Source organism: Kushneria avicenniae (genome assembly GCF_900112585.1).
Lineage (GTDB): Bacteria > Pseudomonadota > Gammaproteobacteria > Pseudomonadales > Halomonadaceae > Kushneria > Kushneria avicenniae.
Map to the genome: position 1 here is coordinate 203,877 of NZ_FOLY01000004.1, position 22,402 is coordinate 226,278.

Annotated in this window: 17 protein-coding genes and 2 pseudogenes; 13 read left to right on the plus strand and 6 right to left on the minus strand. The window is 62.5% G+C overall.

The genetic code is table 11. From position 1 onward, the window contains the following. Positions 1 to 163 precede the first annotated feature (163 nt). The 3 genes from BM079_RS10225 (at position 164) to BM079_RS10235 (ending at position 5,018) form a co-directional block, all read left to right on the plus strand. Complete coding sequence (locus BM079_RS10225) at positions 164 to 2,083, plus strand: alpha/beta hydrolase domain-containing protein (RefSeq protein WP_090133654.1); 1,920 nt, start codon at positions 164 to 166, stop codon at positions 2,081 to 2,083. Between the two features lie 193 nt (positions 2,084 to 2,276). Next, positions 2,277 to 3,527, plus strand: coding sequence for an MFS transporter (locus BM079_RS10230; protein WP_090133655.1), 1,251 nt, complete (start codon positions 2,277 to 2,279; stop codon positions 3,525 to 3,527). A 156-nt stretch (positions 3,528 to 3,683) separates the two neighbouring features. Next, a complete protein-coding gene (locus tag BM079_RS10235) occupies positions 3,684 to 5,018 on the plus strand; it encodes an MFS transporter (RefSeq protein WP_090133657.1) in 1,335 nt (444 codons plus the stop codon). Between the two features lie 82 nt (positions 5,019 to 5,100). Here the strand turns inward: BM079_RS10235 and BM079_RS10240 are convergent, their stop codons facing one another. Further along, a complete protein-coding gene (locus tag BM079_RS10240) occupies positions 5,101 to 7,359 on the minus strand; it encodes a TonB-dependent siderophore receptor (protein ID WP_245742969.1) in 2,259 nt (752 codons plus the stop codon). A gap of 172 nt (positions 7,360 to 7,531) precedes the next feature. On the opposite strand from BM079_RS10240, the gene BM079_RS10245 reads away from it, so the two are divergent. Further along, positions 7,532 to 8,293, plus strand: coding sequence for a response regulator (locus BM079_RS10245; RefSeq protein ID WP_245742971.1), 762 nt, complete (start codon positions 7,532 to 7,534; stop codon positions 8,291 to 8,293). A gap of 26 nt (positions 8,294 to 8,319) precedes the next feature. Then, positions 8,320 to 9,687 carry an ATP-binding protein gene (locus BM079_RS10250; protein ID WP_175489667.1) on the plus strand — a complete coding sequence of 456 codons (1,368 nt, stop codon included), beginning with the start codon at positions 8,320 to 8,322 and terminating at the stop codon, positions 9,685 to 9,687. 131 nt (positions 9,688 to 9,818) lie between these two features. Here BM079_RS10250 and BM079_RS10255 read toward each other — a convergent pair whose 3' ends face one another. Both BM079_RS10255 and BM079_RS10260 read right to left on the minus strand, forming a co-directional pair. Continuing rightward, positions 9,819 to 10,739 carry an MBL fold metallo-hydrolase gene (locus BM079_RS10255; RefSeq protein ID WP_090133665.1) on the minus strand — a complete coding sequence of 307 codons (921 nt, stop codon included), beginning with the start codon at positions 10,737 to 10,739 and terminating at the stop codon, positions 9,819 to 9,821. A gap of 49 nt (positions 10,740 to 10,788) precedes the next feature. Then, the gene (locus BM079_RS10260; RefSeq protein WP_090133667.1) at positions 10,789 to 11,433 is read right to left on the minus strand and encodes a DsbA family protein; all 645 of its coding nucleotides are present in this window, start codon (positions 11,431 to 11,433) and stop codon (positions 10,789 to 10,791) included. A 106-nt stretch (positions 11,434 to 11,539) separates the two neighbouring features. On the opposite strand from BM079_RS10260, the gene BM079_RS10265 reads away from it, so the two are divergent. The 3 genes and pseudogenes from BM079_RS10265 to BM079_RS10275 all read left to right on the plus strand — a co-directional run. Continuing rightward, positions 11,540 to 12,439, plus strand: coding sequence for a LysR family transcriptional regulator (locus BM079_RS10265; RefSeq protein WP_090133669.1), 900 nt, complete (start codon positions 11,540 to 11,542; stop codon positions 12,437 to 12,439). Positions 12,440 to 12,674: 235 nt separating this feature from the next. Further along, entirely contained in the window at positions 12,675 to 13,100 is a 426-nt protein-coding gene (locus BM079_RS10270) for a DUF2231 domain-containing protein (RefSeq protein ID WP_090134243.1), read from the plus strand. 44 nt (positions 13,101 to 13,144) lie between these two features. Then, a pseudogene (locus BM079_RS10275) lies at positions 13,145 to 14,374 on the plus strand (PQQ-dependent sugar dehydrogenase); the annotation flags it as partial. A gap of 357 nt (positions 14,375 to 14,731) precedes the next feature. Here the strand turns inward: BM079_RS10275 and BM079_RS10280 are convergent. After that, positions 14,732 to 16,435 (minus strand): mechanosensitive ion channel family protein, encoded by a 1,704-nt coding sequence (locus BM079_RS10280; RefSeq protein ID WP_090133674.1) that lies wholly within the window; start codon positions 16,433 to 16,435, stop codon positions 14,732 to 14,734. Between the two features lie 121 nt (positions 16,436 to 16,556). Here BM079_RS10280 and BM079_RS10285 point away from each other — a divergent pair, with 121 nt between their 5' ends. After that, positions 16,557 to 18,182 carry a DUF2252 domain-containing protein gene (locus tag BM079_RS10285; RefSeq protein WP_245742973.1) on the plus strand — a complete coding sequence of 542 codons (1,626 nt, stop codon included), beginning with the start codon at positions 16,557 to 16,559 and terminating at the stop codon, positions 18,180 to 18,182. Between the two features lie 38 nt (positions 18,183 to 18,220). Here BM079_RS10285 and BM079_RS16730 read toward each other — a convergent pair whose 3' ends face one another. Beyond that, positions 18,221 to 18,385 (minus strand): hypothetical protein, encoded by a 165-nt coding sequence (locus tag BM079_RS16730; protein WP_175489668.1) that lies wholly within the window; start codon positions 18,383 to 18,385, stop codon positions 18,221 to 18,223. 278 nt (positions 18,386 to 18,663) lie between these two features. Between BM079_RS16730 and BM079_RS10290 the strand changes: the two genes are divergently transcribed. The 4 genes from BM079_RS10290 (at position 18,664) to BM079_RS10305 (ending at position 22,084) form a co-directional block, all read left to right on the plus strand. Then, positions 18,664 to 19,680, plus strand: coding sequence for an ABC transporter substrate-binding protein (locus BM079_RS10290; protein ID WP_090133676.1), 1,017 nt, complete (start codon positions 18,664 to 18,666; stop codon positions 19,678 to 19,680). Then, positions 19,677 to 20,741 (plus strand): FecCD family ABC transporter permease, encoded by a 1,065-nt coding sequence (locus BM079_RS10295; protein WP_090133679.1) that lies wholly within the window; start codon positions 19,677 to 19,679, stop codon positions 20,739 to 20,741. The genes BM079_RS10290 and BM079_RS10295 overlap by 4 nt, the downstream gene beginning before the upstream one ends. Further along, entirely contained in the window at positions 20,738 to 21,502 is a 765-nt protein-coding gene (locus BM079_RS10300) for an ABC transporter ATP-binding protein (RefSeq protein WP_090133681.1), read from the plus strand. The genes BM079_RS10295 and BM079_RS10300 overlap by 4 nt, the downstream gene beginning before the upstream one ends. Positions 21,503 to 21,589: 87 nt before the next feature. After that, positions 21,590 to 22,084 carry a GNAT family N-acetyltransferase gene (locus tag BM079_RS10305; protein ID WP_090133683.1) on the plus strand — a complete coding sequence of 165 codons (495 nt, stop codon included), beginning with the start codon at positions 21,590 to 21,592 and terminating at the stop codon, positions 22,082 to 22,084. Here BM079_RS10305 and BM079_RS16600 read toward each other — a convergent pair. Beyond that, positions 22,058 to 22,273: pseudogene (locus tag BM079_RS16600) on the minus strand (MmyB family transcriptional regulator); the annotation flags it as partial. The gene BM079_RS10305 and the pseudogene BM079_RS16600 overlap by 27 nt on opposite strands. Positions 22,274 to 22,402 lie beyond the last annotated feature (129 nt).

A 22,402-nucleotide genomic window follows, 5' to 3' on the forward strand; every position in this document is an offset into this window, starting at 1 on the left:
CAGGACGGTACGGTACAGCGTGTTTCTCTGCTCTAGCCCTCGGAGCGCCTCGCCCAAAGGGGTATGGTATTTTTTCTGGCAATGACCAATTCTCGGAGATCGTTGCGCCGGCAGGCACCGACCCGCTGGCGATCATCACCGTTTATCGACCAGAGCATTTTTAATGAAACGCCTGTCCTGCCTGCCCATGAGCGCGGCCGCCATATCGCTCATGCTGTTGATCTCACCGGCCGAGGCCAGAGTCACCGGCTTTGAGGTGACGTCAACAGCGCCCATGTATGAGGGCCGTCGCTTCGGCCAGGCCGGCAGATATCAGAAAATCGAGGGCGTGGCGCATTTTTCCGTCGACCCTGACGCCGAGCGCGTCGCTCACATCGCGGGGATCGACAGGGCTCCTCTCAACCATAAAGGCGAGGTTGAGCTCAGCGCCGAGGTGGTCATTTTACAGCCCACCGGCAAGCAGTCGGGAACGCTGTTTTACGATGTGCCGAACCGGGGACGCAATCTGAGCTTTGCACTGCTGAACCGATCGGGCATCAGCGATCGATTCAGCGTCGACGATGCCGGTGATGGTTTTCTGATGCAGCGAGGGGATACTCTGGTCTGGGGCGGCTGGCAGACCGGACTGGCCGATAACCTTTTGACCATGACCCTGCCGGTGCTTGAAGGCGTCACCGGCCCCTCGCGCGAGCAGTTCATCTTCGACAATACCGATCGTGTGCAGCGCGAGACGCTGAGCTATCCCGCCGCCAGCACCGATCACGACGCCGCCACCCTCACGGTGCGCGCCAGCCCACTGGCCCCCCGTCAAACGCCGAAAGGGCTGTCATTTCGCTATATCGATGACAGGACCATCGAGATCACACGCCCTGACGGCTTCGATGCTGGTGCCATTTACGAGTTCATTCATCCGGCCAGAAATGCGTTGCCTTCCGGGCTGGCCCTTGTGGCCACCAGTGATCTGGTGTCATTTCTGCGCGGCCGCCCGGGGCACGATGTGACACCCCCTATCCACAACATCGATCACACCCTCGGGCTTGGCATCTCGCAGTCGGGGCGCTTTCTGCGCGATCTCATCTATCAAGGGTTCAACGCCGATGAGCAGGGCCAGCGCGTATTCGATGGCGCCATGGTGCATATTGCAGGCTCGCGCAAGACATTCACCAACGCCCTGTTCGCTCAGCCCGGACGCTTCTCGCGCCAGCACGAAGACCACGACTATCCGGGCGATCAGTTTCCCTTTACCTATACCTCATACACGGACCCGTTGACCGGCCGGACTGACAGCATTCTGGCGGCCTGCACGGCCTCGAACACCTGCCCTCGCCTGATGCACAGCGATACGTCCACCGAGTTCTGGCAGGGCCGGGCCTCACTGGTCTCTTCCACCCCTGACGGGTCACCGCTGAAGATGCCCGGCAACGTCCGGCTGTATTTCCTCGCAGGGCTACCCCATCTCAATGCCTGGGGCGCGGCGTCGGCGCACAAGGCCATGTGCCAGTACCCGACCAATCCGCTGAGCCCGGCGCCCGTCATGCGCGCGCTGGCACGCGACATGCAGGCCTGGATCAATGATGGTACCGCGCCCCCGCCCAGCCGCTATCCGGGTCTTGAACCCGATACGCTGGTGGCACCGGACGCGCTGGCCCTGCCGCGCATCAACGACACCATACCGTCACCGGTCGTCAACACGCTGCATGTCATGCATCACGACACCCAGCCGCCCACGATGGGCGCGGCCTACCCGGTGCGCGTGCCCCGCGTCGATGCCGACGGCATCCCCGAAGGCGGCGTGCGTCTTCCCTATGTAGTGGCGTCGCTGGGCACCTACCGGGGCTGGAACCTGCGCGCAAAGGGCTTCGCCGAGGGCGATCTGTGCAGTCTTGAGGGCAGCTATCTGCCCTTTCCGACCTCCTCTGCCGCCAATGACAGTCGGGCGCCGATCAGCGCCCGCTACGCCGACGAGAAGGCCTATCGCGAGGCAGTGCGGCAGGCTGGCGAACAGCTGGTCGAGACACGCCTGATGCTGCCGGAAGATGTCGACATCGTGGTCAGGGAAGCCCCCGATTTTCCGGTCAGATAGCAGTGCCTGTCGGGGCATCCTCCCGGTGTCCGATCATGCCGACGCTTGAAAACCCGCTACACTGATGGTCCTGCCAGCGCTCACATGACACCGTCAGAGCGCGCTGGCACCCCTTCGTTTTTGCACGGATGCTGACGTCCTTTCATGATGGATCGCTTTTCAATGGCATGTCCCGATGCACGCATGACACCTCATGCGTGACCGCCGGCTTTTCCGCTCGCTGAGTGTCTACAACTATCGGCTCTGGTTTGGCGGGGCCATGGTGTCCAACATCGGCACCTGGATGCAGCGTATCGCCCAGGACTGGCTGGTGCTGACGGTTCTGACAGCCCATGATGCCAGCGCCATGGGCATTACCATGGCGCTGCAGTTCGGCCCGCAGCTCCTGCTGCTGCCGCTGTCCGGCTTTGCCGTGGACTATTTCGATCGCCGCCGTCTGATCATGCTTTCCCAGGCGCTGCAGGGCCTGCTGGCACTGGGACTTGGCCTTTTGACCCTGACCGGGGCGGTCACGCTGTGGCAGGTCTATCTCTTTGCGTTCGCCCTGGGCTGCGTGACGGCCTTTGATGCCCCGGCGCGTCAGGTGTTTGTCAATGATCTGGTCGGCGAGAAGTTTCTGGCCAACGCCGTGGCGCTCAACTCCACCTCGTTCAACGCCGCACGCATGGTGGGCCCGGCCGTGGCCGGCATTCTGATTGCCGCTGCCGGCACCGGCTGGCTCTTTATCATCAACGCGGTCTCCTTTGCCGCCGTACTGGGTGCCCTGTGTCTTTTGCGCGTCAATGAGCTGCACATCATCGAGCGGGCCACGCAGCGCCGCGGCAGTCTGACCGAAGGCTTTCGCTACGTGCGCCACCGCCCGGATCTGAGTGCGCTGTTGATCATGCTCTTTTTGATCGGCACCTTCGGGTTCAACTTTTCGGTTTTTATTTCAACCATGTCGGTGAGCGTCTTTCACGGCGATGCGCACCAGTACGGACTTTTGACCACCTGTCTGGCCATCGGCTCGGTGACCGGCGCGCTGCTGGCCGCCCGACGCGAGCAGCCCCGCATGGCGCTTTTGCTGGTGTCGTCGCTGTCGTTTGGCGTGTTCTGCCTGCTGGCCGCGCTGGCCCCCAGCGTCTGGCTCTTTGCCATCGCCCTGGTGCTGACGGGGCTTTCGGCGCTGACCTTCATGACTGCCTCCAACGCCACCATGCAGCTCACGACCACGCCTGCCATGCGCGGTCGCGTGATGGCGCTGCGCATTGCGGTCACCATGGGCGGCACGCCGATCGGTGCGCCCATTGTGGGGGCAATCGCCGACCACGCCGGCCCGCGCTGGGCGATGCTGGTCGGGGCCGCCGCCGGGCTTCTGGCCGCACTGGTCGCCCTGAGGGCCAGAGCGCTGGAACGTCGGCGCACGGCTTCCGGGACCGCTGCCAACGCCGTCGCCAGCGACTAGCGCGCGGGCTGCTTATTCAAAGCGTTATTTCACTTCTTTTCCGGGAAGTTCAGGCGTATAGTGCGCTCGCTTTCGGCCGCCCGGTCGAAGGCCCTGCTTTCGAAAGACCCGTCGGCGCCTCCCTCCTGCCGACGCTGATCAGGACCCACACGCCTCATGTCACGCCAACTGTTCTCGATGGCCCTTGCGCCACTGCTCGGACTTTTTATCTTTGGAATCGGCAACGGTTTTCTGATGTCACTGGTGACGGTGCGTCTGGACGCCGCCGGCGAATCCGCCACCACCATCGGCTGGATATCGGCCGCCTTTCATGCCGGTCTGGTCATCGGCGCGCTCTTTAGTGACCGGATCCTGCTGCGCATCGGTCATATCCGCGCCTATGCCTGTTTCGGTGCGCTCGTGGCGGTGACCGTGCTGGCTCAGGGCCTGTGGGTGAACGCCGAATTCTGGTTCGTCATGCGCTTTTTATGCGGCTGGGCCACGCTCGGCGTCTATCTGGTGATCGAGAGCTGGCTTTTGAGTGCCGCGGACCCGAAGGTCCGTGGTCGTCTGCTGGCGCTTTACATGATCGCGCTGTATGGGGCCGGTGTGATCGGGCAGCTGCTTCTGGGCGTGGCCGATATCGGCGACGATTCGGCCGCCTTCATGGTCATTGCCATACTGGCGGCCCTGTCCATTCTGCCGCTGGGACTGATTCCGCGCGTCTCGCCCCTGATCGAACACGCCGAGCCGCTCTCCCCCTGGCGGCTGATCACGGTGACACCGACCGGTGTGGTCGGCTGTTTCGTGGCCGGACTGTTGATATCGGCCGTCTATAGCCTGGTGCCGCTGTACTTGCAGCGCAGCGGCCTCGAGCTTTCCGAGGTCGGCCGCATGATGGCCATCGTGATTCTCGGCGGCATGCTGTTGCAGTATCCCATCGGGCGCTGGTCGGATCGTCACGACCGACAGATGGTGCTGATTCTGACCAGCGTGGCGCTGTCCGTGCTGTGTTTCGGGCTGTTATTGATCGGTGATGGTCCCCTGCTGATGGCTGGCGTGCTCTTTTTGATCGGCGGCAGCGTGTTCGTGCTCTACCCGGTTTCGATCAGTCACGCCTCTGACCGGGCGCCGGCAGGCGCGCTGGTGCGCATGAGTCAAGGGCTTTTGCTGATCAACGAGCTGGGGGCCACTTTCAGCCCGCCGTTGATCACCCCGGTCATGTCGCGGCTGGGTAATGGCGGGCTGTTCATGGCGATGGGCGCACTGGGCGCGGTATTGGCGGTCTTTCTGCTATGGCGGCGCAGCCAGCGTCCGGCGCCCATGCCAGTGGCGCCCTTCACGTCCAATCCGCCGCAGTCGGTGGTCGGTGCCGAGCTGATCGTGACCGCCGCTCTGGTGCAGGGCGCCATCGAGCACGAACACCATGAGGATCTCTCGCAGGTCGTGCCTGATGTGGCCACCGCCCAGTGTGATTCGATCAGCGGTAACGAAACGCCGCGACCGGCGTAACGCCAGAATCTGCGACACCCTGCTGCTCCGGGGCTGATCCGGGCCGGCAGGGTATCGGGGGCTGCTCGAAGGTACTCAAGCGTTAGAACGTGGTGCTCAGCGTTACCGTGGCACTGCGCGGCTGACCATAGATGGAGCCGGCATAGAAGCCATAGCGCTCGTAGTAGTGCTTGTCGAACAGGTTATCGAGATTGAGTGTCACGCTGGTGGCATCGGTGATGTCATAGCTTGCCATGGCATTCCAGATGGCATATCCCGGCCACTTGACCGCCGTGGACTCGGTGCTGACACCGTTGGTGGGACGGCCGGCCGGACTGGAAAGAGCATCGATATGGCTCTGGGCATAGACACCGCCCCCGAAGGTCCAGCGATCAAGCCATCCAGCAGGCTGATACGTCGTTGACAGCTTGAACAGATGTGACGGGTCGCTGCGACCGTCGGCATCTACCCGACGAAAATGCAGATAGGTATAGCCGCCGTAGACGTTCCAGTTCGGCGTAATGGCACCGGCCACTTCCAGGTCGACCCCTTCCGTTTCATTGCCGGTGCCAGCCTTGTAGGCCTGGCCACCGCTCGGGGTGAGATTGCCACCATCCAGCACGGCGGCGTTTTCCTGCCGGGTGCGGAAGTAGGCGGCGGACGCGTTCAGACGACCGTCAAACCACTCACCCTTCACGCCCGCTTCGTAGCTGTCTCCTTCCAGCGGCTTGACCCGATCACCGCTGCTGGTTTCGCGGGTCTGCGGGGTAAAGATATTGGTATAGCTGGCATACAGCGAGTAATTGTTCGAGAGGTCATACACCAGTCCGGCATAGGGCGTGAAGACGCCGTTTTCCTGCTGGCTGCTGGTGCGCTCGCCCTCATAATCGCGGCTTTCGGTCTTGTAGTAGCTGGCACGTGCGCCCAGGATGACCGACAGCGGTTCGGTGACGTTCAAGCGCGTCGCCGCGTACACACCGCGCAGACGCGTTTTGGTGACCTGCGAGCGACCGGTTCTGGTGGCGTTCATGTTGACGTCGCCATCGACCCCGTCACGCCAGTCGGTAATCGCCAGACCATTGGTGCGGAACATGCAGCCCGGCGACTCGACGGTGGTCGTGTTGCTGGTCATCACACAGTCCGATTCAAGGCTGCGATCACGCGTGCGGCTTTCGCTATAGCCGAACATCACATCATGCTCACGCCCCAGCAGATCATACTTGCCGCTTAAATCGAACCGAACGGCGCGCTGGCGGGTCTCTCTGTCCTGTTGTATCCCGTTGAGGATGGCGCCACTGCCATCCTGATCCCAATAGCCGATATAGTCGCGCGCCGGACTACGGTTGACCTTGGCCACTGCCAGGTGATTCAGGGCGCCGATATCGCTCTGGGCGATTTCGACATTGAGCTGCCAGTCGTCGTTGAACGAGTGCGACAGCGACGCAAATTCGGTATTGATTCTGGACTGTGCGACGCTCCAGTGCGGGGCCACATTGGTACTGCGCGGCAGGTCGGTCACTTCGCCGTCGGCAAACCAGATCGGTACGTTGGCGCCCCAGCCGGCCCCGCGAGTCCTGCGGTATTCGTACTGATAGCCCAGCCCCAGCGTGGTGTCCTCGCTGGCATCGAACTCGAAGCTGGCAAGCGCTGCCCGATTGCGATTGGATTCGTTATCGCGAAACGAATCGCCTTCCTGCTGGGTCACCACAAAGCGCGAACGGATGCTGCCATCCTCGTTGAGCGGCAGATTGAGATCGGCGCCGATGCGGGCCTTGTCCCAGCGGCCATAGGAGGCATAGGCGCTGCCGCCGAACTCCTTTTGCGGGCGCTTGCGTACCAGATCCACGGTCGCTGACGGATCGCCGGTGCCGCCCAGCAGGCCGTTGGCCCCACGTACGATATTGACGCGTTCATAAAGATCCATGCTCAGGGCATTGCCGCTGCCGCCAAAGCCCGAATCGCCGGGAAACTGCAGGCCATCCACCCGCCAGTTGTTGATGCTGTAGCCACGGGCACGATAGTCGGTACGCACGCCGACATCGGATTTGCTGGTGCTGATGCCGGGCGTCAGCGCCAGCGCGTCTTCCAGATCAACCACCCGACGGTCATCCATCTGCTGGCGGGTAATGGTGGTTACCGACTGCGGTGTCTCACGTGGGGATAGATCAAGCCCGGTGGCGCTGCGGGTATCAGGGACCGTATAGCTGTTGGCAAAGCCGCTTTGATAGCCCGAGGCCTCGATCGTCATGGGGGCCAGCTCGACAGCCGAAGGCGCACCATCAACGTCATCAGCAGGCTGGGCAAATGCGGCCGTACTGATCAGGCCACTGGCCAGAGCGACGGCGGCGGTGAGAGACGTCACCGGCCATCCGATCGGACGGACGAAAGTCTGCGAGGCGCAATAATTCATGAATGACCCTTTAATAAAATAATAATGATTAGCATTTACCATTCCGGGGGCCGCAATTATATTGGCGCCTCTGGCTGGGAACCTTTGGCTCTGTGGGGCATATGTAATGGACTGTATTGGTGACGTGACAGACCTGGCCGTGGGCGCCGAACAACACGACGAATGCCCGCTGGTGCTGGTGGTGGATGACGATGACGAGATTCGTGAGCTGGTCTGCGACTATCTCACCGGTATGGGATATCGCACCCGCTCCGCCGCCAACGGTCGCCAGATGTGGAATCAACTCGATGACAGTGTGGATCTGGTGATTCTCGATCTGATGCTGCCGGGCGACGATGGCCTGACCCTGTGTCGCGCCCTGCGCCACCGGGGCGATCTGCCGGTGATCATGATCAGCGCTCGGGGCGCCTGCGCCGAACGTATCATCGGCCTGGAAATCGGCGCGGATGACTATCTGTGCAAGCCCTTTGATCCGCGCGAGCTGCTGGCCCGCATTCGCGCCGTGCTGCGCCGCCAATCAGCGGATTGCCGACCCGCCACGACGGCATCGACCAATGAGACCGCAATCCATGAGCGGCAGATCGCCGACTGGCGTCTGGACCTTCAGACCCGTCGGCTGCGCGCCGGCGATGGACGCGTCATTGATCTGCCCCGCTCCGATTTCATGGTACTCCAGGCGCTGAGCGAGCAACCCAACCGGATCGTCAGTCGCAACCATCTCAGTCACAGCGCTTTCGGGCGGGAATACTATCCTGACGACCGCGCCATTGATGTCTGCATCAGCCGGCTGCGCCAGGTGCTCGAGGATGACCCCCGCCGCCCCCGCTTTATTCGCACCATTCGCAATGAGGGGTATCTGCTTGAGCTGCCCGACACTGCCGAATAATGCGCGCACGTCGAGCAGTTCGCCGATTGTGGCCCGACTCACTGTTTGCTCAGTTGAGCCTGATCCTGGTGATCGGTGGGCTTTCAATACAGTTGATGTTCAGCAGCATCTGGTATGACGTGCGCTTTGGACAGGTGCTGGAAGAACCAGCGCGGCTGGTAATCTTTCGCACGCTTGATGCCATGCGACATCTCGAGCGCGACCGACCGATCGAGGCGTTGAACTCCGATACCTTTCACGTCGAGCTGCGCACCTCACCACTGCCCATGGCGGCGAGGATGGATACCGCCCATCAAAATGTGGAACGCCTGCTGCAGGATGCCCTGCAGCGTGAAATGGGCGATGCCCTGCAGCTGTCGCTGATCGATGTGACACTTGAAGACGACGACGGCCATGCCAATACCTGGTCCAGCCTGTTCGGCCTCTCCCGGGTGGTCGGGCGGTTCAATTATCAGTTGCGCCTCCCCACCGGGCAGTGGCTGCATATCCGGGCCGTTCAGGCACAGGGCTGGAATGGTCGGCCTGCCTGGCAGGTGCTGGGCGACTACGCCATGCGCGTTTATCTGCTGCGTGCGCTGGCGCTGATTGTCGTGGCCCTGCTCGTGGCCCGGTTGAGCACTCGCCCACTGAGGCGCCTGGTGCGGGCGGCAGCGGCGCTGGGGCGGGATATCCGCCAGCCGCCCCTGCCGATCGAAGGCCCCCGGGAGATGCGCCAGGCCGCCGAGACGTTCAATCTCATGCAGCAACAGCTGATCGATCTCATGGATGAACGTACCCAGCTGCTGTCGGCGGTCTCTCATGATCTGAGAACGCCGCTGACCCGCATGCGCCTGCGAGCGGAGGGCATCACGGAGGCCACGTCGAGAGACCGGCTGATTGCCAATATCGATCAGATGGAGACCCTGATCGCCTCGCTGCTGGATTCCGCCAGCCACAGTGCCGTGGCCCGGGGCCACGCGCCTTTCGATCTGGCCGGGCTGATGGATGAGGTGGTCAGCGAATTTGTCGATACCGGCAGCGACGTTCGCCGTGAGGGCGTGTCAACGGCCGTCATCACCGGTCACGCGCCGGGCCTGCGCCGGGTGCTGCACAACCTGATTGATAATGCGCTGCGACATGCCGGCAACGCGCGTTTGAGTCTGCAGACCTTCGATGACCGGATCGAGATGGCCATCCAGGACGATGGTCCCGGCGTCGACGAGACTGCTCTCTCCGACATCATGCAACCCTGGCGCCGTGGCGATACGCCCGCGGATGCCGGCGCGCTCGGCTACGGGCTGGGACTGAGCATTGCGCGCAGTATCGTGATGGCGCATCAGGGCCGGCTGACGCTGGCCAATCGGGAGAGTGGCGGCCTGCGGGTTGTGGTGACCCTGCCCACTCAGGCGTCATGACGTGTTTGCAGGCCAGCCGTCAACAACAAAGGCGGCCCAGCGGGGCCGCCCCTGATCTCCATCAGTGCAGTGGCGTCAGTGCTTCGGTTTCCAGGGGCTTCGGTTTCCAAGCACCTGGAGGCATGAGTCCCTCAGTGCCATTCCATCTCGCCTTTGGCGACCTTCGCGCTCAAGTCCAGTGCCCCCTCCCCGGCCAGGTCCGGGTAGCGGGCCTTCATCGCCTCGATCAGATCATCGGCGTCGGCGGCCCTGTCGGTCACCTCATCGAAGGCGCGGATATAGTCGTCAGTAAAGTCCACCGCCTGCAGGCCTTCGGGATAGTGACCGGCAAAGTGACCCGGAATGACGGTCTGTGGTGACAGCGCGCGGATGTTGTCCAGCGTGGTCAGCCAGTCGGCGTGTGACTGCGCGGTCCGGGTATCGGCCATCCAGACGTGCTCGCCCCACAGTACCGGAATACCACCGGCGACGGTCCTGATCGAGGGAATCCAGACATAGCTGCGATCCGGCGTCGGGCCATCGAGCCCTTCGATCTCGAGCTCTCGACCTTCGAGCATGATCGTGTCGCCCTCGAGCGGCTGCGGCATGATGATCTCTTTCGGCGCATTGTCACCCAGCTGCGGCCCCCAGACCCTGAGCTTGTCATCCTTCGTGTCGCGGATATGGGCGATGGTCTGCGGCGTGGCCACAATCTTCGCGTTCGGGAAGGCCTCATGCAGCGTGTCCAGCCCAAAGTAATAGTCCGGATCGCCGTGGCTGATGTAGATCGTGGTCAGCTTGCGGCCGCTGTTTTTGATCTGCTCGGCCAGCTGGCGCGCCTGCTCGGCGGAGAACTGCGCATCGATGAGCACAGCCTCGTGCTCGCCTTCTACCAGTACTGATGAAACGGCAAAGATGGCCTCCTCGCCCGGATTGAAGACCCGGGTGATCAGCGCCGCCTGCGAATCGGCGCTGGAGGCATCGACGTTGCCGGCACTGTCAGAGTGACAGGCGCTCAGTGCGCCCGCCAGCGCCACAGCGGAAAGGGAAAGTGCCAGTTCTGGAAAGGTCATGAGGGTTGCCCTGTAATGATGCCGGGTTCAAGGGTGACAGGTGATGAGATCAGGCCACTGCGGCCAGCTCGCGCGCCAGCGCGTCGGGACTCGAGAACAGCGCACTGGTATCAAGCAGACGTATACCCCGGCCTTCCTGCGCCAACAGCAGCGTCGGCACGCCCCGGGCACCGACCTGATTCATCAGTGCCTGGCCGTGGCGAGTGCGCTCCCGGTTGGCCCTGAGCAGAAACTCCTGCGGTGAGGCCAGCATGGCGGCGGCCTCATCAAGTCCCAGGGTTTCCAGCAGGTGGGCCAGCGTCTCCATGCGGGTAATGTCATCGCCCTTCACATAGCGCGCATGCTGAATGGCCTTGAGCACTTCGAACTCACGCTCGGGTGTGGTCAGGTGCACGGCGGTCAGCGCCACGGTTACCGGGCCGCTGTCAAAGGCCTGCGTGCGATCCTTGAGCACCTGCTGGCGATAGCGCTCGCTGAAGACCTGCCCGGTCAGGCGCGCGATGCGCTGATCGTTTTGCCAGGCGTGGTCGGCCAGCGCGTCATCCATGGCACGCGCCCCGGTTTCCGAGAAAAGCCCGGTCGGCTGCAGGGTCAGCGTCAGCTCGGTAGCGTTCAAAAGCATTGGCAGGACGCCGCTGGCGCCGTAGCACCAGCCACACAGCGGGTCGAAAAGATAGGTCAGTGTCGTCGGCATAATGGCCTCCCGTTGGAATGGCGCCATCATCCCCTCGCCTTTGAATCAGATAAATACATACAATACAAACCGACTGTATGCCATAAACTGACAATGGAGCGGTGACGTGTCCAACGGCCAAGCCAATCTCAATCGCCTGACCTATTTCGTGGCCGTGGTGGAAACCGGCTCGTTTACCGGCGCGGCGGACCGTCTGGGCATTACCCGTGCGGTGGTCAGCCAGCAGATCGCCCGCCTTGAGCGCGACCATCGCACCACGCTGTTGATTCGCAGCACGCGGCGGGTGCGAACCACCGAGGCGGGCCAGGCGTTTTATTACCGCTGCGCGCTGATCCTCAAGGAGGCCGAGGACGCCTTCGGCGAGCTGGCCGAAACCGCTCGGGAGCCTTCCGGCACTCTGCGTCTGACCGCACCGTTTGATTACGGCACCGGCGTGGTCGTACCGGCCATTACGACCTTTGCCGAGCGCTATCCGCAGTGTCAGGTGGAGGCGCACTTCAGCGATCAGACGCTGGATCTGGGTGATGGCCGGCTGGATCTGGCCATCCGCGTGGGCTGGCTGACCGAGCAGCACCTGCCGGCACGCCTGATCGGCCACTTCGAGCAGCGCCTTGTGGCCGGTCTACAGTGGCAGTCGCGCACGCAGGGTCTGGCAGCGCCGGAGGCACTGTCAGCATTGCCGATCGTGGCCAATACCGCCCTGCGCGATCCGACCCGCTGGCATTTTCACCACGACGCACTGACCCGCCAGAGCGTGACCATGACGGCACCGATCATGCTCGACACGACGCTGGCCGTCCGTGAGGCCACTCTGGCCGGCGCGGGTCTGGCAGTGCTGCCGGATTTTGTCGCCGATCCCGACATCGCTGCCGGCCGGCTGATCGAGGTTCTGCCCGACTGGCACCTGCCGCGTGGCGATATCCATGCCGTGTTTCCGCCGGCGCGCTATCGCCCTGCCCGGGTGCGCGCCTTCGTCGATCTGCTGGCACAGCCTCCCTCGCCCTGACCCGGGCCTGACTCCTGACCCGGGCCTGACTCCCGACCCGGCCGGAGTGGATGACGCTCGTCACGCTAACGCCATGGCGCGTCATGCCTTTTATTCACAACGCCGTAAGGTTCGGTCCAGGCCGAAAGTGCTTCTTTCGTGGCGCCGCAAACCGGCTACGCTGTCATTGAACGCTCATGACAATAACGTGCCGCCGTGGCACCAGTTTTCCTTCAATGATTTCAGGGGGTCTGCCGTGAATGCTGCTGTCGAATATACCCATCGACGCGGGTTGAATCCGCTGCACGGGGTGGTGCTTGCCGGCACCTTCGTGCTCTTTCTGGGCGCCGCGCTGAGTGACTATGCCTATATGGCAAGCTATGAGATCCAGTGGGCCACCTTTGCGTCCTGGCTGATCGCCAGCGCTCTGGTGTGTAACGGCCTCGCCTTTGTGTGTGCCCTTTTCGGCCTGTTTACCGCCGGCAACCGCCGCCGCGGGCTGATCCAGATGCTTCTTCTTCTGGTGAGTTTTCTGCTGGGCTTTGTCAACGCGCTGATCCACGCCATGGACGCCTGGGCGATGATGCCCACCGGCCTGATCCTGTCGATCATCGTGACCATTCTGGCACTGGTTGCTGCCTGGATCGGCTTTACCGCCACCGTCACAAGGAAAGCACAATGACCCTGTCCAGAATCACCCTCACCACGCCTCTGGTCATTGCGCTGATGACCGCCAGCGCCAGTGCCCTGGCAGACACGCCGCAGTACGGTGCCAACCCGGACCTGCCCGAGCCGCAGCGCGGGCTGCTGCCCAGCATGACGGTCCCGGAGCCGGCCGACTGGGGAGATCGCAAACCCATCGTGCCCGAGGGCTATTCGATCACGGAGATCGCCTCCGATCTGAAGATTCCGCGCCAGACACTGGTGCTGCCCAACGGCGATATCCTGGTGGCCGAGGGCAGTGGCGGGAACGCCCCGAAGCTCAAGCCCAAGGATTTCGTGGCCGGCATCATCAAGGCGAAAGGCAAGAGCTCGTTCAAGGGTGGCGATCGCCTGACACTGCTGCGCCCCAACGGCGACGGCAGCTACGAGCAGTCGGTCTTTGCCGAGAATCTGAACGCGCCCTACGGCCTGGCGCTGACCGACAACGGCCTTTATGTCGCCAATCAGGACGCGCTGGTGCGATTTGATTACGAGGAAGGCCAGACGACCGCCGATGGTCCGCCCGAGGTGGTCACACCACTGCCCTCCGAGATCAATCACCACTGGACCAAGGCGCTGACGGCGAGCCCCGACGGCCGGTATCTCTATGTCGGCATTGGTTCCAACAGCAACATCACCGAGCGCGGCATGGAGGCCGAGGTTGATCGCGCCGAAATCTGGGAGATCGATGCCGAGACCGGCGCCCACCGTGCCTATGCCACCGGCGTGCGCAACCCGACGGCACTGACCTTTCAGCCCGGTACCGATACGCTGTGGGCGGTGGCCAACGAGCGCGACGAACTCGGCCCGGATCTGGTACCGGACTATCTGACCTCGATTCAGGACGGTGGCTTTTACGGCTGGCCATACAGCTACTGGGGCCAGCACGTTGATCCGCGCGTCAAGCCGGAAAATCCTGACAAGGTCGAGTCGGCCATTGCACCGGATTACAGTCTGGCCTCGCACCGCGCTCCGCTGGGCATCGCCTTCTCGACACCGCAGGTGGGTGGCGAGTACAGCGACGGGGTATTTGTCGGTCAGCACGGCAGCTGGAACCGCGCCGATCCGGTAGGCTACAACGTCGTCTTCATTCCGTTTCAAAACGGCCGGCCGGCCGGCGATCCGAAGGAATTCGTCTCCGGCTTTCTCAGCGATGAAGGCCGCGCTCGAGGCCGCCCGGTGGGCGTGACCGTTGCCCCGGACGGCTCGGTAATCGTTGCCGATGACCTGACCAACGCCGTCTGGCGCGTAACGCGGGATGATGCAGGTTCGACAGCGCCGGCGGCCACCAGCAGTGACAGTACCACTGCCCCCGGAACGGCTCCGGCCACGCCCGATGACAACGCCCTGACGCCGGAAAACGACGCGGCTACGCCTGACGACAGCACCGCTACGCCTGGGACCGAACCAGCTACTCCCGAGGCCACTCCCGAGGACGAGGCCGTGATGCCCGAGGCCCCTTCTGACACACCTGCTGACCCGTCCAGCGAAGACCGGGAAGACCCTGCCACCACGGCCACCTGACCACACGGTTCTGATCAGGCGTCATCCTCATCCCCCGGAGCGAGCGCCCCGGGGGATTTTTTATCACTGCCGCCCCTGAGGGCGCGGTTACGAGCGCTCTACCGCATGCTCGCCACGGGCAATGTCCTGCTCACTGAGCACCACTACCTGACGCGGCCACCAGTCGGGGTGATGATCGCGAATGAACGTCATGAGCTTCTCACGGATACTGGCCTCGGCCGCCCAGCCGGAGAGCGGATCGACCGTCATCAAGAAACACGTGATGGTCTGCGCCGCAGCGGTCTGCGCGGTGACGCAGCACAGCAGCTTCTCGTGCTCGATGACGTTCTTCTCCTGTTTTGCAAATTCGAGAAACTTCTCGCGCAGGCAGGCCACATCGGCGTTGAGATGCAGCGTCAACTCCAGGCTTCGATACTCCATGGTGCTTTTGGCCGACAGGTTCTCGAAGGGTCGGGAGGCAAAGTAGGTCACCGGCACGATCAGGCGGCGCTCGTTCCAGACCCGCAGCAGAATGTAGGTATAAAAGATGCTCTCGACGTAGCACCACTGGCCCTCGAACATCACCAGATCGCCGATGCGCAGGGGCTTGGCCAGCGACAGCTGAAACGACGACAGGATGTTGCTCAGCACCGCCTGCCCGGCAATACCGACCAGCACCGCCAGCACACTGGCCGAGGCCAGAATCGACATGCCCAGCGTCTCGAAAAGGCGCACCTGACCGAGTACATAGACCATCACCAGCATGACCATGATCAGGATGATCACCCGGCGCACGGCATAGAGCGTGGTCAGGAGCTTGCGCTCGTCGCGCGGCTTGGAATCATCGATCTCTCCGGCCATCTGCCGGGTCATGTGCAGCATGAAGGTATCGATCAGCCTTAGCGCGATAACACCGATGCCCCAGGCCATGACAATGGTCAGCGTCACCCTGAGCGTTGTGGCCACAACGGCAGAGAAGGACACCACAAACTCGATCAGCGTCTGCATGACCAGTGCCATCACGATCAGCGCCGTGGGGCTTCGGATCTGGGTCATGAAGATGCTCGGTGAGCCGGACGGCACAAGCCGTGTCAAAGCCGTCATCAGCCAGTGCACGGCCCGGCCGATCAGACCGATCGCCAGCAGCACCAGCGGAATGGCAATCCATTCCCAGATTCTCAGGAGCCCGAAATTCTGCTTCAGAGGTGCCGGGATATAGGCCTCGAAACGCGACGGGCCGTAGCGCTGATAAAGCGCCGGAATTGATGACACGCTCTCCGGTGTGATCAGCCAGACCGGCTCATCATCCCCCACCTGATACCGCCCCAGACGAATATCATAAGCATCGTTTCCAACCTCGAGAGAGGCCAGCTCGATATCGCGACGCACTTCACCCGCGCGCGGGTCCTTGCCGGAGATATCCTCGATCACGGCATCCGGACGCGCCGAGAGCCGGGAGATATTGATCCACTTGCCCCGTCGAAACACCTCAATCAGCTGTCGGGCCAGCTCCGGTCCCTGGATGCGCTGCTCTTCCGGCGATAGATCTTCCAGGTTGAGAATATGTGCAGCGCTCCTGAAATCCTCCTTGCCGGTCAACTTCATGAACTGTCGCATCGCTTCGCGGGGGGATCGAAGGCTGGTGTCATCGAGGCTGCCTTCAAGTCCGACGTTGAGCGCGTCAAGTTCATACCAGCCCGGCTCACCACCACGGCTGTCTTCCTGCGCCTGACACACCCCTGTCAGCATCAGCCCCGCCAGCAACAGCACTGCCATCGCTACCCGCCACAACCGCCACCCTTTTATCGTCATGCTTGCGTTACCGGGTTCGTGAATCATCCATGAAGGTCTCTGCCGGTGTGCCGCGCGCCGGGGAGGCCCAGCTTAACGCGACTTGCCCTTCACTGCGCCATCGCATATCAGGATGCGTGCGATGACCGGGCGTATCACGCACAAATCGGCCAGGCTGGAAGCTATCGGCACCCTGCCCGACCAGGATGGTAACAGGGTTGGTGAACGGGACAGGGAACGGGAACTTCAGGAGATCATCATGACCGAAGTGACGGGACAGACACGCAAGGCCCTCTACGAGCTGGCGCAGCAGCGCGGCATCGAAGGACGCGCCTCGATGAGCAAGGCAGAGCTTGCAGCCGCTCTCGAGCGTGATGCCCCACAGGGCCCACATCAGACGGTGGGGACACGGCTGGAGACCTTTCGCCGGCTGGCCAATGCAGTCGCCGACGGCGAGTTCATCCTGCGCCCGCGGGTGCTGACCGGGTTCGAGCGACGCCGACACGTGCGCCAGACCCTGCGCGAGGATCACCAGACCCGCATCGCCGACGGTAACGAAGAGACCGCGCTCAAGTTCAACCAGCTCTCCGACTCGCTATTCTCGTTTTTTCGCGGCACGGCGCTGTTGTTCTATCGCGACATGGCCGGCGATGACGGCTGGATGCCCACCGTACTGGCGCTTGGTGATGTGCATCCCGAGAACTTTGGCATCATGCCCAACGTCAACAACGTGCCGATCTTCTCGGTCAACGATTTCGACGAGGCCTGTTACGCCCCCTTCACCTGGGACCTCAGGCGCGGCGCCACCGGCTTCATGATTGCCGCCGGGACCGAGGGCGAGCTCAAGTCAAAGCATCAGAGCAGGATCGTGCGCTGCTTTATCGAAGGCTATATCGACGCCATGACGCGGCTGGCCCGCGACGGCACCGAGCAGGACGAGGAGATGCGCCTGGATAACGCCCCGAAGCTGATCCGTAAACTGTTCGAGGATGCCCATGAGGCCCGCGCTGACTGGCTGAAGGAGGACTATCTTGACGACAGCGGCCGGCGCTTTCGCTCGACCGACAAGCTGGTGCCGATCTCCTCACGAATTGATGAGTTCCAGAAGATCACCGACCGGCTGATCAAGAGCAATCATATCGAGGTGCCGCCGCGCGCCATGGCCTCTGATGGCACCGCCATGCGCGTCAGGGACGTGGCGATTCGGCGCGGTCAGGGCACCGCCTCGCTGGGGCTGGACCGCTACTACGTGCTGATCGAAGGCCCACAGGGCAACGGCACGGATGATCTGATCATCGAATACAAGCAGGCCCGGCGCTCGGCGCTGACCGGTCTGGTGCCGCACAATGGCCATGAGATGGACACCCGCGCCGAGCGCATCACCCACGCGCAGGCGGTGCATCTCATTCGCGGCGATCGCTTTTACGGCCATATCGAGTTTGACGGACGCAGCTATATGTCCCGCGAGCGCGCGCCCTTTCGCGACAGCATCGATCTGGACGAGCTGTCCAAAAAGCAGTGGCGACAATATGCCCGGATCTGCGGCGGGGTCCTGGCCGGTGTGCACGCCCTCTCCGACGAAGCCGGCCGGGTGGACTACGACATCGAACCGGCGATCATCGAGGCCATCGGTCCCCCGGAACTCTTTACCGAAGACATGGTGGCCTTTGCCGAAGAGGCCGCTGAGCGCGTGCGCCGCGACCACGAGATGTTCCGGGAAGACCACGCCCGGGGCGCGTTCACGCAGCTGGATATGGTGTATCGGTAAGGGCAGTTGACGCCCTTGCCGGGGGCACGCGCATGGCGCTACGGGCCGGCCAGCAGGATGACGGCGGCCACCAGCAGCAGCCCCACGCCCACCAGCACGGCGCGAAAGGTGCGAACGTAAATCCCCATGATCACCATGCCGGCACCAACCGGCAGCAGAATCAGCCCGGCAATGAACAGCCAGTCCATCCATAGCGTTTGCATGACAGCCTCCCGGCACGGCCATAACGAAAGCCTTGCTCAAGGATAGCGTCATGCTTACCTGCCCATGCATCATACGCGTCTATCGCATCGTGAATACCAGCAAGGGAAAGCACATCAGCTCGAGCGCCAGCAGCCATCGCGAGCAATTCGATCTATTCAGCGTTCTATTTCAGGCCATAAAAATTATGTTATAACGTATCAATTGAAGACCAGAGGCCCTGTTGAAACTCTGATCCGCTGGTACTTCCAATCATTCATGACATCCGGAACTCCTCTCCATGACTTTTCTACGCCATTCACTGGCGGCCCTGTTGCTCCTGCCGGCGTCGTGCGCCATGGCCGATACCACCGACTACCCGTTGACCGTGGATAACTGCGGCATGGACATGCGCTTTGAATCGGCCCCCGAGCGCGTCATCACCATCGGTCAGTCCGCCACGGAAATTCTCTACGCCCTGGGGCTGTCAGACCGGGTCAAGGGCACATCGGTATGGTTCACGCCGGTACTGCCGCAGTTTCGGGAAGACAACGAGCACATCGAACGTCTGGCCGACAACGATCCCGGTTTTGAATCGGTCGTGAGCAGGCGCCCCGACCTGGTGGCCGTGCAGTACGAATGGCACGTGGGGCCAGCCGGCAGCGTGGCCACGCGCGAACAGTTCAGCGAGCTGGGTATCAATACCTACATCATGCCGGCCGACTGCGATACCAAGGACAACAGTACCGGCGGTGACGGTACCCGCACCGGCGCCTTTACGCCGGACTCGATCTACAAGGGCATCACCGAACTTGCCACCATTTTTGATGTGCAGGCGGCCGGCGCCGCACTGGTCGATGACCTCAGGACGCGCGAGCAAAAGGCCGTCGCCAGGGCCCGAAGCCTTGATCTGCCCGCGGATCTTTCCGCCGTGTTCTGGTTCTCGTCCCCGGCCAGCGGCGCGGCTCCCTACATGGCCGGCAGGCTGGGCGCGCCGGGCTACATGATGAAGGCGCTCGGGATTCACAATGTGATCGAATCCGATGAAGAGTGGCCTACTGTGGACTGGGAGACCGTGGTGCGTGCCGATCCCGACATCATCGTGCTGGCACGCATGGATCGTCGTCGCTATCCGGCAGATGCCATCGCCGTCAAACGAGCGTTTCTCGAAAACGATCCGGTGGCGCGGGAGATGACCGCTGTTAAAGAGGGTCACATCATCGAGATGGATGCCCATGCCATGAGCGCGACCATGCGCACCATTTACGGGCTCGAGACTCTGGCGGATGCCCTCTCGAACATGTCGTTTGACTCATGAGCATGGCGATCACGGCACACTCGCGATGGTCGCTGCCGTGGCGCTGGTGCCTGCTGGCCACCGTGCTGCTGGCCATGACCCTGATGGCCGGCACCGCCATCGGTGAAACCATGATTCCGGTAGAGACCATCCTGAAGGTAATGGCCAATCACTTCTGGGATGCCGGCTACCCGGTGGATCGCATCGATGCCGGCATCATCTGGAACTATCGGTTCAGTCGCTCGATCGTCGCGGCCTGTGTCGGCGCCGGACTGGCACTGTCAGGCGTGGTGCTTCAGGCGCTTTTGCGCAATCCGCTGGCCGACCCCTTCCTGATGGGCATTTCCGCCGGTGCCTCGACCGGGGCAGTGTCCGTCACCGTGGCGGGCCTGGGCGCCGGTGCTCTGACGCTTTCCGGCGGTGCATTTGGCGGCGCCATGCTGGCCTTTGCCATGGTGGTCGTTCTGGCCCATCTTGCCGGGCCCGGCGGGCGCGGTGGCGCCCTGCAGGCTTCGGGCGCCATCATTCTTGCCGGCATTGCCGGCGCGCAGCTCTTCAATGCACTGACCGCATTTATCATCGCACGCTCGGCCAGTGCCGAGCAGGCGCGCGGCATCATGTTCTGGTTGCTGGGGAGTCTTTCCGGCGTGCGCTGGGACGATGTACGCCTAGCCATTCCCGCGGTACTGGCAGGCCTGGCGATCTGTCTGTGGTATCGCCGGGCGCTCGACGCCTTTACCTTCGGCACCGACAGCGCCGCCTCCATGGGCATTGCCGTTCGGCCGGTACGCGGCATTCTGATTGCGACCATGGCGCTGGTGACCGCGGTCATGGTCTCCATGGTCGGTGCGATCGGCTTTGTCGGTCTGGTGATTCCCCATGCCATGCGCTTTCTGGTGGGCAGCCGTCATACCCGACTGGTGCCGGCCTGCGCTCTTGCCGGTGCGATCTTCATGATCGGATCGGATGTGGTCTCACGAACGCTGATTGCCGGTCAGGTGCTGCCGATCGGGGTCATCACCTCCCTGATCGGTGCGCCGGCCTTTGCGCTGATTCTGATACGCGGAGCACGCCTGACATGAAACTGAGCGCACGGAATATCAGCTGGCAGGTCAACGGCCGCCAGCTGCTCGATAACATTCGCCTTGAGACCGTTCCCGGCGAGAATCTTGGCCTGATCGGTCCGAACGGCTCCGGCAAGACGACGCTACTGCGCATTCTGGCCGGACTGCAGAAGCCGCATACCGGCGACGTATGGCTGGGGGATCAATCAATGTACCGGATGCGCCAGCGCCATATTGCCCGTTCCATCGCCCTGGTTGAACAGCAGGCCATGGCCAGCGATCGCATCAGCGTGCATCAGGCGGTATCGCTGGGTCGCACGCCGTATCTCTCGCCGATGCGCGGCTGGTCGCCTCAGGACGAAGCAATCGTCTCGCGCGCGCTTTACGATGTTGGCATCGAGCCTCTGAAAACGCGACCATGGCACACCCTTTCCGGCGGCGAAGGCCAGCGGGTACAGATTGCCCGGGCACTGGCCCAGCAGCCCGATATCCTGCTGCTTGATGAGCCGACCAACCATCTGGACATTCGCCATCAGCTCTCGATTCTTGGGCTGGTGCGGGCACTGCCCATCACGGTGGTGATTGCCCTGCACGATCTCAATCAGGCCATGGACTGCGATCGGGTCGGCGTGCTGGAGGATGGCAGACTGGTCGATATCGGCCCGCCCGAGGAGGTGCTCACGCCCCATCGACTGCGCCGGACCTTCGGGGTGCATGCCGATGTGCTGGCCAACGCGCAGGATCAACGGCACTACATGCGGTTTCGCCAGGCGGTGTAGCCCGCTCTCACGACAAGTGCCCGCTGATGATGTCAGTCATCATGGGCCCGAACGGGTCGCGAAGAATAACGCTGCAAGGAAAGCGCCATGCCTGACCGCTTATTTGTCATACGCGACTACCACGCCGGTGACGCCGACACCACGCTTGCGCTGTTTCAGCGCGCCGTACGCGAGGTGGCCTCACGGGACTACACGCCAGCTGACATCGAAGCGTGGGCCGGCCACATTGATCCAGGCGTCTGGGCCAACAGCCTTGAACGCCAATTCACCTGGCTGGCGATGCTGGACGATACTCCGGCAGGTTTTGCCAGCCTCAACGATCACGGCCATCTCGATATGCTGTTTGTCAGCCCGGACCATCAGCGCTGCGGCGTGGCGAGTGCGCTGCTGATGACCGCCGAACAGGCTGTTCGCCAACGCGGCATGCATCAATTAACGACCGAGGCGAGCCTTACCGCCCGGCCCTTCTTTGAGGCTCAGGGGTTTGAGGTCATGAAGGCGCAGGCGATCGAGCGGCGGGGGCAGGTGCTGAGGAATTTCTGGATGGAGAAACGGTTAGACCATACCCGCAGCGCGCTCTGACAGCATCTCCAGCAGACACGGCACGCCTGGCTGGCCACCGAGCGCGGCGTAATAGACCAGCCGCAGATGGCGGGATTCATCAATGATCAGAGCGGTGTGCTCGAACTCCAGTGGTCCGATACCGTCGATATTCAACCAGCGCCGGCCCTGACAGGGCGCGTGCACATCATGCTGATGCCACAGCGTTCGATACCTGCTCGATCAAAAGAAGAAAATACACAGTACAGGCTGCTTTTCTGCCCTTGGACCTAAAGCAGAATTTTTTTAACAGATTTCTATATATCGTCCACCCACATGCCGATGATCACATCAGGCTTT